This is a genomic window from Streptomyces sp. NBC_01669, assembly GCF_026339735.1.
In the GTDB taxonomy this organism is placed as follows: Bacteria; Actinomycetota; Actinomycetes; order Streptomycetales; family Streptomycetaceae; genus Streptomyces; species Streptomyces yanii.
In genome coordinates this window covers 6,584,340-6,599,740 of record NZ_JAPEQG010000001.1, presented here as the reverse complement: position 1 = coordinate 6,599,740, position 15,401 = coordinate 6,584,340, and the positions used below count along the sequence as shown (strand labels likewise).

The window sequence follows — 15,401 nt, the reverse complement described above, 5'->3', positions numbered from 1 at the left end:
GGGTCCGCGCTTGCCGCAGACCTCGCTGCCTACGGCCTGGTCTTCACCCGGGGCACCCCGCCACGGACGGAGGGTTGCCGGACAGCGGGCCGGGGCCGTAGTCGCTGTCACTCATGACCTGACCAGCATCCTGCCATACGTGCGCCGACGTGCAAGGCGCAGTCCAAGATCTGGACTGCGCCCTGTGCCGCATTTCCGTACGGTCAGGTGTTGCTGACCGCCACCCAGCGCTCCAGCGCCGCCCGGGCCGCGCCCGAGTCGATGGATTCGGCGGCCTTCGCCATTCCGGCGGCGAGCTGCTCGTTCAGCGTGCCCTCGCCCGGGTCCAGCGCCACCAGCGCCGCCGCCGAGTTGAGCAGCACCGCTTCGCGTACCGGGCCGGTCTCGCCGGCCAGCAGCCGGCGGGCCACATCGGCGTTGTACGACGCGTCGGCACCGCGCAGCGCCTCGACGGGGACCAGCTGCAGACCGACGTCGCGCGGGTCGAACGCCTCCTCGCGCACCTCTCCGTCGCGGACCACCCAGACCCGGGACGTCGCCGTGGTCGTCAGCTCGTCCAGGCCGTCGTCGCCGCGGAAGACGAGCGCGGAGTTGCCGCGCTCCGCGAGCACGCCCGCGACGATGGGAGCCATCTTCGGATCGGCGACACCGATGGCCTGGGAGCGCACCTGCGCCGGGTTGGTGAGCGGCCCGAGGATGTTGAACGTGGTCTGCGCGCCGAGCTCCTTGCGGGCCTTCGCCGCGTACCGCAGGGCGGGGTGGAACTTCACCGCGAAGCAGAAGGTGATGCCGGCTTCCTCCGCCACCTCGACGACCCGCTGCGGGGTCAGCTCCAGGTTGACGCCGAGCTTCTCCAGGACGTCGGAGGCGCCGCTGGCCGAGGAGGAGGCCCGGTTGCCGTGCTTGACGACCTTGGCGCCCGTGCCCGCGACGACGATCGCGGACATCGTGGAGATGTTGACCGTCTTGGCGAGGTCGCCGCCGGTGCCGACGATGTCGACCGTGCGGCCCGGCACGTGGATCGTGGTCGCGTGCTCGTACATCGCGCGGACGAGTCCGGTGACCTCGTCGACGGTCTCGCCCTTGGCCCGCAGGGCGACGGCGAAACCGGCGATCTGCACGTCGGTCGCCTCGCCGCTCATGATGCTGTCCATCGCCCACGCGGTGTCGTCGGCGGTCAGGTCCTCGCCACGCAGCAGCGGGTTCAGCACGCCCGGCCAGGAACGAGCCGCCACGCTGTCGCCGCCGATCGGGGTCACAACGTTCATGGTCCGCTCCTGGGGTCCACAGCCGATAAAGGGGATACACCCCACCCTATCGAGCCCCACGGACAGCGAAGAGCCCCGTCCATCGAATGGACGGGGCTCCTGCTGTGGCGATCAGTTCAGGTGATCAGTGGTGGCCGTGGCCGCTGGTGATCTCCTTGTACTCCTCGACGGTGGGCTTTTCGATCTGGTTGTGCTCGCCGAAGTAGCCCTTGCTGAGCTTGGCCCGCAGCTTCTGCATCGCGGGCACCTTGCGCTCGACACCGTTCTCGTCGACCGTCGGGCCGATCTCGACCGGCTTGTACTGCTCGTGCGCGGTGAGCGTGTGCAGCTGCTCGGGACCGAGCGGCTCGTGGATCTCGACGAACTCACCGTGCGGCAGGCGCTTGATGATGCCGGACTCGCGTCCGTGCAGCACCTTCTCCTTGTCCCGGCGCTGAAGGCCGAGGCAGATCCGCTTCGTCACGATGAACGCGACGACCGGCCCCACGAAGATGAAGATCCGGACGAACCACGAGATGGCGTTCAGCGAGAGGTGGAAGTGCGTGGCCCAGAGGTCGTTGCCACCGCCGATGAAGACGATGACGTACTCGGTGATCCAGGCGACGCCGAAGGCCGTCCGGGTCGGGGCGTTGCGCGGGCGGTCCAGGATGTGGTGCTCGCGCTTGTCCCCGGTCACCCAGGACTCGACGAACGGGTAGACCGCGATGATGGCGAGTACCAGACCGAAGGCCATCAGCGGGATGAACACACCCAGGACGAGCGTGTGACCCCAGAGGTTGATCTCCCAGCCCGGCATCACTCGGATCAGACCCTCGGCGAAGCCCATGTACCAGTCGGGCTGGGCGCCGGTGGACACCTGGTCCGGGCGGTACGGGCCGATGGCCCAGATCGGGTTGATCGAGGCGATGGCCGCGATGACGGCGATGACACCGAAGACCAGGAAGAAGAAGCCTCCGGCCTTCGCCATGTAGACCGGCAGCAGCGGCATGCCGACGACGTTCTTGTTCGTCCGGCCGGGACCCGCGAACTGCGTGTGCTTGTGGTAGAAGACCAGGATCAGGTGGGCCACCAGCAGCCCGAGCATGATGCCCGGCAGCAGCAGGATGTGGATCGAGTAGAAACGCGCGACGAAGTCGCCGCCCGGGAACTCCCCGCCGAACAGGAACATCGAGATGTACGTGCCGACGATCGGCATGGACAGGATCGCGCCCTGGGTGAAGCGGACACCCGTACCGGAGAGCAGGTCGTCCGGGAGCGAGTAGCCGGTGAAACCGGTGAACATGCCCAGGACGAACAGCAGGAAGCCGAAGAGCCAGTTGATCTCACGCGGCTTGCGGAACGCACCCGTGAAGAACACGCGCATCATGTGCACGAACATGCCGGCCAGGAAGATCAGCGCGGCCCAGTGGTGGATCTGGCGGACCAGGAGGCCACCGCGGACGTCGAAGCTGATGTCCAGCGTCGAGGCGTAGGCCTCGGACATCCGGATGCCCTGCATCGGCTCGTACGAGCCGTGGTACACGACTTCGTTCATGCTCGGGTGGAAGAACAGCGTCAGATACACACCCGTGAGGATGATGATGATGAAGCTGTAGAGGGCGATCTCACCGAGCATGAAGGACCAGTGGTCCGGGAAGATCTTGCGCATGTTGGCCTTGGCCAGGGAGTAGATCCCGAGCCGGCCGTCCGCCCAGTCGGCCACCCGCTCACCGGCGGGCGCCTTGCGATTGCCCGGTGCGGCAGCACCAGACGTGTTCGTGGTCGCAGTACTCATCCGCGCTCCCAGAAGGCAGGACCGACGGGCTCTTCGAAGTCACCGAGCGCTTCGAGGTTGCCCTCGGCGTTCACACCGATCCGCAGCTGCGGAAGGGCGTGACCGGCCGGACCGAAGATGACGCGGGCGCCGTCGGAGAGGTCGAAGGTGGACTGGTGGCACGGGCAGAGCACATGGTGCGTCTGCTGCTCGTACAGGCTGATCGGGCAGCCGACGTGGGTGCAGATCTTCGAGAAGGCCACGATGCCCTCGTGGGCCCACTCGCGCTCGCGCTTGTCCTTGATGTTCTCCGGCTGGATACGGATGATCATCAGCGCAGCCTTGGCGATCTGCGTCTGGAAGTCGTGAGCGTCCTCCTCCAGGCCCTCGGGCATGGCGAAGGTCAGCGAACCGACGGCAACGTCCTCGGGACGCAGCGGCTCCATCGTGTTCATGTTGATGAGCTGCTTGCCCTTGGCCCACAGGGTGTTGCGGAGCTTCTTCTCCGGCAGCGGACCGAGGTCGCGCAGCAGGACCACGCCGGAGAGCGGCACCAGGGCCAGCGCACCGAACATGGTGTTGCGGATCAGCTTGCGCCGGCCGAGCGCGGACTCCTCGGCACCCGCCGCGAAGTCGGCGAGAACCTTCGCCTTGACCTCGGGCTCGGCCGCGATGGCGTGGCGGTCGTCCGCCACCTCCACGTCGGACATCAGCGTGCGCGCCCAGTGGACGGCGCCCGCTCCGATCGTGAAGAGGGCCACGCCCAGGGTCAGACCCAGGGAGAAGTTGAGCGCGCTCACGTGACCGAACGGCCAGATGTACACGATCTTGTCGACCGGGAAGATGACGTACGAGGCGATGAAGCCGACCGTCGCCACCATGGACAGCACGAACAGGAGCGCGACCGTGCGCTCCGACCGCTTCGCGGCCCGTTCGTCGATGTCCTGGATGCGCGGCTTGTGAGCCGGCAGCCCCGGGTCTGCGAACGGGTCGTCCGCGACCCCTACCGCGGTGTGCGCGGTGCCCTGCTCAGCAGGCAGGTTCTCTTCTGGAATCTCTTGGCTACTCATGACTTCTTGGCCTTAGCGGTGTGGGCCGCGACCCAAACGGCAACTGCGATCAGTGCGCCGAGCCCGAAGATCCAGGCGAACAGACCCTCGCTGACCGGACCGAGCCCGCCCAGCTTGAGGCCACCAGGGGTCTCCGACTCGGCGCTGTTCACGGTCTTGATGTACGCGATGATGTCCCGCTTCTGCTGCTCGGGCATCGTCGTGTCGGGGAAGGACGGCATGTTCTGCGGGCCGGTCTGCATGGCCTCGTACACGTGCTTCGGGTCCACGTCCTCAAGGCTGGGCGCGTACTTGCCCTTCGTCAGCGCACCGCCCTCGCCGGTGAAGTTGTGGCACTGCGCGCAGTTGGTACGGAACAGCTCGCCACCCTTGGCGATGTCCGCACCGTCAGGGCTGACCTGGTCCTTGGTCGGCACGATCGGGCCGGCGCCGAGCGACGCGACGTACGCCGCGAGCTGATCGATCTCGGCCTGGGTGTAGATGACCTTCTTCTTCGGTACCTGGGCACCCGGCTGCTGCGCCGGCATACGGCCGGTGCCGACCTGGAAGTCGACGGCGGCGGAGCCCACGCCGACCAGGCTCGGCCCGTCGGTGGTGCCCTGACCGCCGGTTCCGTGGCAGCTGGCGCAACCGACGGAGTACAGCTTCTTGCCCTCATCAATGGCGAGGGACTGGGCGGTGTCGTCGGCCTGCGCCTTACTCGCGGGCGCAAACGCGGCGTACAGCCCCCCAGTGGCCGCCAGCGCGAGGAGTAGTACGACGACCGCCGCCAACGGATGGCGTCGTCGTGCGGAGAGCTTTTTCACGGATTACCCCGGTGTCAGGATCTTCTGCGTCGATGCTGGATGTGGTTCGGGTTCGAGCCCGGTTACTTGATCATGTAGATCGTGGCGAAGAGGCCGATCCACACGACATCGACGAAGTGCCAGTAATAGGACACGACGATGGCGGCGGTCGCCTGTTCGTGGGTGAACCTCTTGGCTGCGTATGTCCTGCCCAGAACGAGCAGGAAGGCGATGAGACCGCCTGTCACATGCAGACCGTGGAAGCCGGTGGTCAGGTAGAACACCGAGCCGTACGGGTCGGAGGACAGCGAGAGGCCGTCCTTCTTCACCAGCTCGGTGTACTCCAGGACCTGGCCGCCGATGAAGATCGCACCCATCACGAAAGTGATCACGAACCAGGCACGGAGCTTCTTCACATCGCCCCGCTCCGCGGCGAAGACGCCGAGCTGGCAGGTGAGGGAGGAGAGCACCAGGATCGTGGTGTTCGTCGCCGAGAACGGGAAGTTCAGGGCCGAAGCCATTTCCTTCCAGTGGTCGGGTCCCATCACCGATCGCAGGGTGAAGTACATCGCGAAGAGGGCCGCGAAGAACATCAGCTCGGAACTCAACCAGATGATGGTTCCGACGCTGGTGAGGTTCGGTCGATTGACCGACGGGTGCGCGTGCCCGGTTTCTACTGTCGTTGCTGTCGCCACGACCGACATTATGTCGGTCGCTTATCCCGCCCTCACTCCGGGGGGTGCCGTTCGGTGTGTCAGCAGGGTGTGTCCTCACCGAACGGCCCATCGAATCGGCGTCATTACCGGTGCTGACAGGCTGTCCGTCGGAGTACGATCCGCGCATCGGTTCATGCCCCGAGAGCCCCGAAGACACAGATGTCACGGAGGAACAATGCAGCCGACCGCCACGGTCCTGGTCTACAGCGACGACGCCAACACCCGTGAGCAGGTGAGGCTGGCCGCCGGTCGCAGGCCTGCGGCGGACGTGCCACCGCTGGAGTTCATGGAGTGCGCCACCCTGCCCGCCGTCCTGACCGCTCTGGACAACGGTGGCATCGACGTGTGCGTGCTGGACGGCGAGACGGCCCCGGCGGGCGGCATGGGCGTCTGCCGGCAGATCAAGGACGAGGTCTTCCACTGTCCGCCGGTGCTGTTGCTGATCGGGCGCCCTCAGGACGCCTGGCTGGCCACCTGGAGCCGTGCGGACGCCGCGGTGACCCTTCCGGTCGAGCCGGTCGAGTTCGCCGACACCCTGGCCGCTCTGCTGCGCAACAGGCTCTGCTCAGACGCCTGACCGGCCCGGGAGCCGCCGCGGTCGCATCCGCGGCCCTTCATGTCCCTCCGAGGGGCAGCGCACTCCCCCGGCCGGTCAGACCTCGGGGCGCAGGCGCGCCGCCTGGATCGTGTCCGAGCGGTCCGGCGTGGCGTTGTTCTGCAGGGCGCTGCCCTTCCGCCAGTTGGCCCAGGAGAGGTTCCAGTCGCCGTAGCCGTTGTCGAACGGCGTCATCGTCGCGCCCTGGCTGCCGACGACCTTGACGATGTCGCCCTCGCGCACGGTGTTGAAGAACCACTCGGCCTCGCTGGTGCTCATGCCCGTGCATCCGTGGCTGACGTTCGCGGACCCCTGCGAGCCGACGGACCAGGGGGCCGCGTGCACGTACTCACCGCTCCAGGTGACGCGGGTCGCGTAGTAGACCTGCAGGTCGTACGAGTCGGATGAGCCTTCCGCGATGCCGATCGTCTCCCCGCGCATGCGTACGGAGTACTCCTTGCTCAGCACGACCTTGACGCCGTTGCGGGTGTCGAAGCCGGGCCTGCCGGTGGTCACCGGAATGGTCCTGATCACTTGTCCGTTGCGCTTGACCGACATGGTGTGCGCGGCGGCATCGGTGATGGCTTCTATGCGGTCACCGGTGGTGATCTTCAACGCCTTCGTGGGAGCCCCGTACAGCGCCTTGGTGACCTTGATGCCCGCCATGGTGCTGGTGGCCTCGATGGTGGCCCTGGCGGGCCAGTACTCCTCCGGGCGGTAGTGCAGGGTCTTGTCGTCGACCCAGTACCAGGAGCCCGGCACGGAGGGCGTGGACCGGACCTTCAGGGAGCGTTCCACGGTGGCCCTGGCGGCCTTGTCCTTGACCGGAGCGCTGAGTACCGCCGTAATGGGCTGCCCGACGCCGTAGGTGCCTGCCTGCGGGCCGAAGGCGACCTTCAGGAACTTCTTCGCCGGGGCCGTCTCGAAAGAGAGCGTACGGGCGCCCGGGGCGCCGTCGTCGTCCTCGACGCTGACCTTGACGGTATACCGGGTGCCCGCGGCGAGCGGGACGGTGGAGTGCCAGCGGCTCCCGTCGGCGGCGAGTTCACCCGCGAGATGGTGTCCGGCCGTGTCCACGGCCGTCACGTCCGTGATCCGGCCGTCGTCACCCGTGACGGTGACTTCGAGGGGCTTGTCGGGATCGGCCTTCTTGCCGCCCTCCGGGGTGTTGAAGGAGATCTCGTCCGCCGCGTCGTACGGCTGCGCGGACAGCGGATGACCATCGGGCCCACCACAGGCAGTCGCCCCTGCAACCAGGGTCACGACCACCAGTGTGCAACTCGCTACGGGTCGGAAGCGCGGCGTGAGGTTCATGAACCCACGCTAAGAAGATTCATCAGTTTCAGCGCGTCGGGTGACTGCAAACGGGGGGCCCGCACTTCTCGTGGAGGAGAAGTGCGGGCCCCCCGTCAGGTGGAGCGGTGTCACCGGTGGAGCGGTGTCACTGGGTGCGGTTCTCGCCGCGGTAGTACTCGAAGACCCAGCCGAACAGGCCGATCATGATGATCGGGACCGAGAAGTAGAGCAGCCACCATCCGAAGATGACTCCCAGGAAGGCGAGGGAGCCGCCGATGGCCAGTGAGAGCGGCTGCCAGCTGTGCGGGGAGAAGAACCCCACCTCGCCGGCCTCGTCCGCGACATCGGCTTCCTTGTTGTCCTGAGCCATCGCGTCGACGCGCTGCGCCGTGAAGGCCAGGTAGAAGCCGATCATGACGCTCAGACCGAAGGCCAGGACGAGCGCGGTGGTACCGGCCGGCTCCTTCGACCACACGCCATAGGTGACTGCCATGGCGAGGATGAAGATGCTCAGCCAGAGGAACATCTTGCCCTGGATCTTCACTTGCCGGCCTCCTTGCCACCAACGAGGGCCTTGTCACCCTCGGAGTGGTGCTCCAGCTGTTCGAGCGCCGAGATCTCCGGGTGGTGCAGGTCGAACGCCGGGGATTCGGAGCGGATCCGCGGCAGGGTGAGGAAGTTGTGCCGCGGGGGCGGGCAGGAGGTCGCCCACTCCAGCGAACGGCCGTAGCCCCACGGGTCGTCGACCTCGACCTTCTTGCCGTACTTGGCGGTCTTCCACACGTTGTAGAAGAACGGCAGCATCGACAGTCCGAGGAGGAACGAGGAGATCGTCGAGATCGTGTTCAGCAGGGTGAAGCCGTCGGCGGCGAGGTAGTCCGCGTAACGACGCGGCATGCCCTCCGCGCCGAGCCAGTGCTGCACCAGGAACGTGCCGTGGAAGCCCACGAACAGCGTCCAGAACGTGATCTTGCCGAGCCGCTCGTCCAGCATCTTGCCGGTGAACTTCGGCCACCAGAAGTGGAATCCGGAGAACATCGCGAAGACCACGGTGCCGAAGATGACGTAGTGGAAGTGCGCGACGACGAAGTACGAGTCCGAGACGTGGAAGTCCATCGGCGGCGAGGCCAGGATGACGCCGGTCAGACCACCGAAGGTGAAGGTGATCAGGAAGCCGACGGCCCAGAGCATCGGTGTCTCGAAGGACAGCGATCCCTTCCACATCGTGCCGATCCAGTTGAAGAACTTCACCCCGGTCGGTACCGCGATGAGGAACGTCATGAAGGAGAAGAACGGCAACAGCACACCGCCGGTGACGTACATGTGGTGCGCCCACACGGTCACGGACAGGCCCGCGATGGCGATCGTGGCACTGATGAGGCCGATGTAGCCGAACATCGGCTTCCGGCTGAACACCGGAATCACTTCGGAAATGATTCCGAAGAATGGCAAGGCGATGATGTACACCTCTGGATGGCCGAAGAACCAGAAGAGGTGTTGCCAGAGCAGCGCGCCGCCATTGGCCGCGTCGAACACATGCGCACCGAACTTGCGGTCCGCCTCCAGCGCGAAGAGCGCGGCGGCGAGCACCGGGAAGGCCAGCAGGACCAGCACACCGGTCAGCAGGACGTTCCACACGAAGATCGGCATCCGGAACATCGTCATGCCGGGTGCGCGCATGCAGATGATCGTGGTGATGAAGTTGACCGAACCGAGGATCGTGCCGAAGCCGGAGAAGGCCAGACCCATGATCCACATGTCGGCGCCGACACCCGGCGAACGGACGGCGTCCGAGAGCGGGGAGTAGGCGAACCAGCCGAAGTCCGCCGCACCCTGCGGGGTGAGGAAGCCGGCCACCGCGATGATCGAGCCGAAGAGGTACAGCCAGTACGCGAACATGTTCAGCCGCGGGAACGCCACGTCGGGCGCGCCGATCTGCAGCGGCATGATCCAGTTCGCGAACCCGGCGAACAGCGGCGTCGCGAACATCAGCAGCATGATCGTGCCGTGCATCGTGAACGCCTGGTTGAACTGCTCGTTCGACATGATCTGCGTGCCGGGGCGGGCCAGCTCGGCGCGCATGAAGAGCGCCAGCAGACCGCCGATGCAGAAGAACACGAACGACGTGACCAGGTACATCGTGCCGATCGTCTTGTGGTCAGTGGTGGTCAACCACTTGACGACGACGTTTCCCGGCTGCTTCAGCCGGACCGGCAGCTCGTCCTCGTACGAGTCGTCTGCTGCCGCGGCACCCTGAGGTTCGTTGAGGATGCTCACAGTTTGTTCGTCTCCGCATTCCTGGCCGGGTTCGTCTGCTCGATACCGGCCGGCACGTAGCCCGTCTGGCCCTTCTTGGCCAGCTCCTTGAGGTGCGCCTGGTAGCGCTCCGGGGAGACGACCTTGACGTTGAAGAGCATCCGGGAGTGGTCGACGCCGCAGAGCTCGGCGCACTTGCCCATGAAGGTGCCCTCCTGGTTGGGAGTCACCTCGAAGGAGTTGGTGTGGCCCGGAATGACGTCCTGCTTCATGAGGAACGGCACCACCCAGAAGGAGTGGATGACGTCACGCGAAGTCAGAACGAAGCGGACCTTCTCGCCCTTCGGCAGCCACAGGGTCGGACCCGGGTTGCCGTTCTGCGGGTTCCGGGTGCCCGGGATGCCGACGTCGTAGACGCCTTCCGCACCCTTGGGGAATTCCTTCCGGAACCGGTCGGGGATGGCGTCGAGCTCCTTGGGGATCTCGTTGCCCGTGGCGGTCGAGCCGTCCACGTTCTCGATGTAGTTGAAGCCCCAGCTCCACTGGAAGCCGACCACGTTGATGGTGTGGGCGGGCTTCGGGGAGAGCGAGAGGAGCTTCGATTCATCGCGCGCGGTGAAGTAGAACAACACCGAGACGATGATCAGAGGGACCACGGTGTACAGCGCCTCGATGGGCATGTTGTACCGGGTCTGCGGAGGTACCTCCACCTTGGTGCGGCTGCGCCGGTGGAAGATGACGCTCCACAGGATCAGGCCCCAGACCAGCACACCCGTGGCGAGCGCTGCCGCCCACGAGCCCTGCCAGAGGGAAAGGATCCGTGGTGCCTCTTCCGTTACCGGCGTGGGCATACCAAGGCGGGGGTATGTGCAACCGGTGGCGGTCGCCAGGATCAGGCCCGCAGTCAGCACCTGCGGCAGCTTCCGCCGCATCGGGCGCCGCGACGAGCGGTCGGAGCCGTTGGGACTCACGTAGCGCCTTCCCGAGAGTCTCGCCCGCGCGTTCGGCGCGGCCGTCTCTCTGGTCGGTCGCCGCCCTGACGCGGGCAGGGGTTTGGATGTTTATGCGGACCAAACCCTACTGGACGCTATTTGGGGTCGCGCGGGGAGGGTGCCCAACGCGCCGCCCGACACCCCGAAGGGGTGGAATCCGGGCCTCCGGCCGCCATCTGACGGGCCCTCTCCTGGCTGCGTGAGCGGCCCGTCCCGAGGCGGCGGCGGGTGCGAGCTAGCGTGGACATGTGCCCTACTTCGATGCCGCATCCTCCGCACCCCTGCACCCCGTGGCCCGCCAGGCGCTGCTGGCCGCACTGGACGAGGGCTGGTCCGACCCGGCCCGCCTCTACCGGGAGGGGCGGCGGGCCCGGCTGCTGCTGGACGCGGCCCGGGAGGCGGCCGCGGAGGCGGTGGGGTGCCGCCCGGACGAGCTGACCTTCACCTCGTCGGGAACCCGGGCGGTGCACTCAGGAATTTCCGGTGCCCTCGCCGGGCGTCGGCGTGTCGGCCGCCATCTGGTGGTCTCGGCGGTCGAACACTCGTCGGTGCTCCATTCGGCCGCCGCCCATGAGGCTCAGGGCGGGACGTTCGCCGAGGTGCCGGTGGACCGGGCGGGGACGGTGAGCGCGGCGGCGTACGGGGAGGCCCTGCGCGAGGACACCGCACTGGCCTGCCTGCAGTCCGCCAACCACGAGGTCGGTACGGAACAGCCGGTGGCCGAGGTCGCGGAGGCCTGCCGGGCGGCGGGCGTGCCACTGCTGGTGGACGCCGCCCAGTCGCTGGGCTGGGGTCCGGTGCCGGGCGGCTGGTCGCTGCTGACGGCCAGTGCCCACAAGTGGGGCGGACCCTCGGGGGTGGGGCTGCTCGCCGTACGCAAGGGGGTCCGGTTCGCACCCCAAGGCGCGGCGGACGAACGGGAGTCGGGGCGGGCCGCCGGCTTCGAGAACATCCCGGCCGTCGTGGCGGCGGCGGCGTCGTTGCGGGCCGTCCGGGCCGAGGCGGCGGTGGAGTCCGTACGGCTACGGGCGCTGGTGGACCGGATTCGAGCCACAGTGGGCTCGGTCGTGCCCGATGTGGAGGTGGTCGGCGATCCGGTGCGGCGGCTGCCGCACCTGGTGACCTTCTCCTGTCTCTATGTCGACGGGGAGACACTCCTCCACGAACTGGACCGGGAGGGATTTTCCGTCTCGTCCGGTTCGTCCTGCACGAGCAGCACGCTCACACCGAGCCATGTGCTGAAGGCGATGGGAGTGCTGTCGGAGGGCAACGTCCGGGTGTCCCTGCCGGCCGGCACCACGGAGGAGGACGTCGACCGCTTCCTCCGGGTGCTGCCGGGGGTGGTGGCAGGGGTACGGGAGAGGCTGGGCGCGCCCGTCTCGCCCGCCCCCTCCCCCGCGACGGCCGCGTCCCTGGTGGTCGATGCGCTGGGGAGGCGGTGCCCGATCCCGGTGATCGAGCTCGCCAAGGTGATCGGAGAGGTACCGGTGGGCGGGACGGTGACCGTGCTCTCGGACGACGAGGCCGCACGGCTGGACATCCCTGCGTGGTGCGAGATGCGGGAGCAGGAGTACGTGGGTGAGGAGCCGGCGGACCGGGGCTCCGCCTATGTGGTCCGCCGGCTGTCGTAGCGTTCCCGGATCAGCGCAGGTGGGTGCGGACCTCGGCGGCGGCGTCGTGACCGTACGCCTTGGTGAAGCGGTCCATGAAGTGGGCGCGGCGCAGGGTGTACTCCTGGGTGCCGACCGTCTCGATCACCAGCGTGGCGAGCATGCAGCCGACCTGCGCGGCGCGCTCCAGGCTGACGCCCCAGGCGAGGCCGGAGAGGAAACCGGCGCGGAAGGCGTCACCGACGCCGGTCGGGTCCGCCTTCGTCTCCTCCTCCGGGCAGCCCACCTCGATGGTCTCCTGACCGGCCTGCTCGATCCGGACGCCGCGGGCCCCGAGCGTGGTGACACGGTGGCCGACCTTGCCGAGGATCTCCTCATCGGTCCAGCCGGTCTTGGACTCGATGAGCCCCTTCTCGTACTCGTTGGAGAAGAGGTACGTGGCGCCGTCGAGGAGGATCCGGATCTCGTCGCCGTCCATCCGCGCGATCTGCTGCGAGAAGTCGGCGGCGAACGCGATGCCCCGGGAGCGGCACTCCTCGGTGTGGCGGAGCATCGCCTCCGGGTCGTCGGCGCCGATCGAGACGAGGTCGAGACCGCCGACACGGTCGGCGACGGCCTTCAGCTCGATCAGCCGGGCCTCGCTCATCGCGCCCGTGTAGAAGGAGCCGATCTGGTTGTGGTCGGCGTCCGTCGTGCAGACGAAACGGGCGGTGTGCAGGACCTCGGAGATCCGCACCGAGCCGGTGTCGACGCCGTGCCGGTCGAGCCACGCGCGGTACTCGTCGAAGTCGGAGCCCGCGGCGCCGACCAGGATCGGGCCGGTACCGAGCATGCCCATGCCGAAGCAGATGTTGGCGGCGACACCGCCCCGGCGCACATCGAGGTTGTCGACCAGGAAGGAGAGCGAGACCGTGTGCAGCTGATCGGCGACCAGCTGGTCGGCGAAACGGCCGGGGAAGGTCATGAGGTGATCGGTGGCGATGGAGCCGGTGACTGCGATGCGCACGGGGAGACTGCTCCTGCGGAGGTCGGGGGGAACGGGTGACTGCGTTCCCGGGACGGCGTGACAGTTCACGCTACCCGTTCGCCGCACTCGCCCTGAAGGGGGAAAAACTACCCGATAGTAGGTCTTTTATCCTGAGGTCTGCGGTGCCTACGGTGCGAATATGTCGAAGAACATCGCCCCGAGCGAGTCCGAGATCAGCCTGGCCGAGCTGCGCGGCGACTGCGCACGGATGGCTCCGCACTGGGTCGTACCCCCCAAGGCCGCCCCCACCCCTGTCGCGCCGTCCCTGATTCATGGCGTCACCGTTCCGGACGCGTCCGCACGGCTGATCGACGCGATGTCCGAGTACGGCGACTGACGGCCGCAACCGCTCGCTTCCGGCACCCTCGGGGAACCGGGTGCCCCCCTGCTCCGTCCCACCGTTGTCCGCACTCGCGGGACAGGCGATGACCGTGCGACGGTCATGGTGACGGCAACGCAGCCGAAGGAGCGATCCGGTGAGTACCGAGCGACCCGACAACGACGTGACTGCCCCCCGACGGCGGCGGTCGCCGCTGGCCGTGGCCTCGGTGGCGGCAGCGGTGCTGCTCGCCGGGGGCGGCAGCGCGTACTGGGCTGCCGCGGACGGCGGCAGCGGCAGCCGGGCGGGCAGCAGTGACCGCACGCCTCCCCTGCTCGCGCTCGACGAGGTCGCGTCGAGCCCGACGGCACCCCCGGAGGGTATCGCCCCGGGCGAGCCCGACCCCAGCGGCGACGGCGTGGTCTACCGCGCGTCCGGCAAGCTGCCCGACGGCCCGGCCAAGGCCGCCGTCCACCGGGCGAAGGGCACCGTCTCCGCCGCGGAGGTGACCCGGCTGGCGAAGGCTCTGGGCCTGGAGGGCACTCCGCGGGCCGAGGGCACCGCATGGAAGGTGGGGTCCGACGGGGACGGCTCGGGTCCGGTCCTGCGGGTGAACAAGCAGGCGCCGGGCACCTGGTCCTTCGCCCTCTTCGGCTCCGGCGGAACGGACAACTGCCGGAGCACGACGGTGTGTGCGAGCAGGGACGTGGCACCGGGCGGCACGGGATCGCCGGTGAGCGAGAACGCCGCCAAGGCCGCCGCCGTGCCCGTGCTGAAGGCGGCGGGCCAGGACGATGCCGCCCTCGACGCGTCCCAACTCATGGGCTCGGTACGGGTGGTGAACGCGAACCCGGTGGTGGGCGGGCTGCCCACGTACGGCTGGGCGACTGGGATCCAGGTGGGATCCGACGGTCAAGTGGTCGGTGGCAGCGGTCAGTTGAAGAGCCTGGAGAAAGGTGCGGAGTATCCGGTGATCAGCGCGGACGATGCGCTGAAGCAGCTGAACGAGGCCGGCCGCGCGAACGCTTCGCGGAGCCGCATCGGCGGGTGCGCCACCCCCGTACCGCTGGAGAAGGACGAACCGAAGTCGCCGGCCGTCAGCTGCGGGACACGGACCGGAGCGGAGCGTGAGACGACGATCGTGACGGTCGACAAGGCGGTCTTCGGCCTTGCGATGCGGTACGTGGACGGGGAGCAGACACTCGTACCGTCGTGGCTCTTCTCGGTGCGGCCGGCAGCGGGCGGGACGGGCAACACGGTGGCGCAGGTCGCAGTGGACCCGGACTCGCTGACCAAGCCTTCCTCGAAGTACCCGGGGTCGGGTTCGGGCACGGGGGACGCGTCACGGTCCACGCACCAGCTGACCTCGTACACCGCGGACGGCCGGACGCTGAAGGTGACGTTCTGGGGCGGTGTGTGCAGTACGTACGCGGCGAGCGCGACCGAGAGCGCGGACGCTGTGCGGGTGACGATCACCGAGTCGACCCCGGACCCGAAGAAGGTCTGCATCATGATCGCCAAGGAGCTGACGCGGACGGTGACGCTGGACGCCCCGCTGGGTGACCGGAAGGTGCTCGACGCGGCGGGCGGCACGGTGCCGCGCGGCTAGGTGTACGCGGTCGTGACGTCGGTGACAGTCGGCTGATCGGCGCCTGGCACGACTGAAGGCGGCGGCCCCCGGAGTCCGGGGGCCGCCGCCTTCTGCAGGCACTGC

Annotated in this window: 14 protein-coding genes and 1 riboswitch; of the genes, 4 read left to right on the top strand and 10 right to left on the bottom strand. The window is 67.9% G+C overall.

Translation table 11 applies throughout. From position 1 onward, the window contains the following. Position 1 precedes the first annotated feature (1 nt). A riboswitch (SAM riboswitch) is annotated at positions 2-119 on the bottom strand. An 84-nt stretch (positions 120-203) separates the two neighbouring features. The 5 genes from trpD to OG972_RS29505 form a co-directional block, all read right to left on the bottom strand. Next, positions 204-1,268 carry an anthranilate phosphoribosyltransferase gene (trpD, locus tag OG972_RS29525; protein WP_266986541.1) on the bottom strand — a complete coding sequence of 355 codons (1,065 nt, stop codon included), beginning with the start codon at positions 1,266-1,268 and terminating at the stop codon, positions 204-206. Positions 1,269-1,392: 124 nt separating this feature from the next. Next, entirely contained in the window at positions 1,393-3,042 is a 1,650-nt protein-coding gene (locus OG972_RS29520; RefSeq protein WP_266986539.1) for a ubiquinol-cytochrome c reductase cytochrome b subunit, read from the bottom strand. Continuing rightward, positions 3,039-4,091 (bottom strand): ubiquinol-cytochrome c reductase iron-sulfur subunit, encoded by a 1,053-nt coding sequence (locus tag OG972_RS29515; protein WP_266986537.1) that lies wholly within the window; start codon positions 4,089-4,091, stop codon positions 3,039-3,041. The genes OG972_RS29520 and OG972_RS29515 overlap by 4 nt, the downstream gene beginning before the upstream one ends. Next, entirely contained in the window at positions 4,088-4,897 is an 810-nt protein-coding gene (locus OG972_RS29510; protein WP_266986535.1) for a c-type cytochrome, read from the bottom strand. Before OG972_RS29510 ends, OG972_RS29515 begins: the two co-directional genes overlap by 4 nt. Before the next feature lie 62 nt (positions 4,898-4,959). After that, entirely contained in the window at positions 4,960-5,580 is a 621-nt protein-coding gene (locus OG972_RS29505) for a heme-copper oxidase subunit III (protein WP_266986533.1), read from the bottom strand. 187 nt (positions 5,581-5,767) lie between these two features. Here OG972_RS29505 and OG972_RS29500 point away from each other — a divergent pair, with 187 nt between their 5' ends. Continuing rightward, a complete protein-coding gene (locus OG972_RS29500) occupies positions 5,768-6,169 on the top strand; it encodes a hypothetical protein (protein ID WP_266986531.1) in 402 nt (133 codons plus the stop codon). Positions 6,170-6,244: 75 nt separating this feature from the next. Here the strand turns inward: OG972_RS29500 and OG972_RS29495 are convergent, their stop codons facing one another. From OG972_RS29495 to coxB, 4 genes are all read right to left on the bottom strand, one after another. Then, complete coding sequence (locus OG972_RS29495; protein ID WP_266986529.1) at positions 6,245-7,501, bottom strand: Ig-like domain-containing protein; 1,257 nt, start codon at positions 7,499-7,501, stop codon at positions 6,245-6,247. Between the two features lie 127 nt (positions 7,502-7,628). Next, positions 7,629-8,027, bottom strand: coding sequence for a cytochrome c oxidase subunit 4 (locus OG972_RS29490; RefSeq protein ID WP_266986527.1), 399 nt, complete (start codon positions 8,025-8,027; stop codon positions 7,629-7,631). Further along, the gene (gene ctaD, locus OG972_RS29485) at positions 8,024-9,760 is read right to left on the bottom strand and encodes a cytochrome c oxidase subunit I (protein ID WP_266986525.1); all 1,737 of its coding nucleotides are present in this window, start codon (positions 9,758-9,760) and stop codon (positions 8,024-8,026) included. The genes OG972_RS29490 and ctaD overlap by 4 nt, the downstream gene beginning before the upstream one ends. After that, positions 9,757-10,710, bottom strand: coding sequence for a cytochrome c oxidase subunit II (coxB, locus tag OG972_RS29480; RefSeq protein WP_266986523.1), 954 nt, complete (start codon positions 10,708-10,710; stop codon positions 9,757-9,759). Before coxB ends, ctaD begins: the two co-directional genes overlap by 4 nt. A 269-nt stretch (positions 10,711-10,979) precedes the next feature. On the opposite strand from coxB, the gene OG972_RS29475 reads away from it, so the two are divergent. Continuing rightward, positions 10,980-12,362, top strand: a complete 1,383-nt coding sequence (locus tag OG972_RS29475; RefSeq protein WP_266986521.1) for a cysteine desulfurase/sulfurtransferase TusA family protein — start codon at positions 10,980-10,982, stop codon at positions 12,360-12,362. A 10-nt stretch (positions 12,363-12,372) separates the two neighbouring features. Here OG972_RS29475 and OG972_RS29470 read toward each other — a convergent pair whose 3' ends face one another. Then, complete coding sequence (locus OG972_RS29470; protein WP_266986519.1) at positions 12,373-13,347, bottom strand: carbohydrate kinase family protein; 975 nt, start codon at positions 13,345-13,347, stop codon at positions 12,373-12,375. Between the two features lie 160 nt (positions 13,348-13,507). On the opposite strand from OG972_RS29470, the gene OG972_RS29465 reads away from it, so the two are divergent. After that, on the top strand, positions 13,508-13,705 hold the full coding sequence (locus OG972_RS29465) for a hypothetical protein (RefSeq protein ID WP_266986517.1): 198 nt from the start codon (positions 13,508-13,510) through the stop codon (positions 13,703-13,705). A gap of 139 nt (positions 13,706-13,844) precedes the next feature. Then, positions 13,845-15,296 carry a hypothetical protein gene (locus OG972_RS29460; protein ID WP_266986515.1) on the top strand — a complete coding sequence of 484 codons (1,452 nt, stop codon included), beginning with the start codon at positions 13,845-13,847 and terminating at the stop codon, positions 15,294-15,296. Positions 15,297-15,401 lie beyond the last annotated feature (105 nt).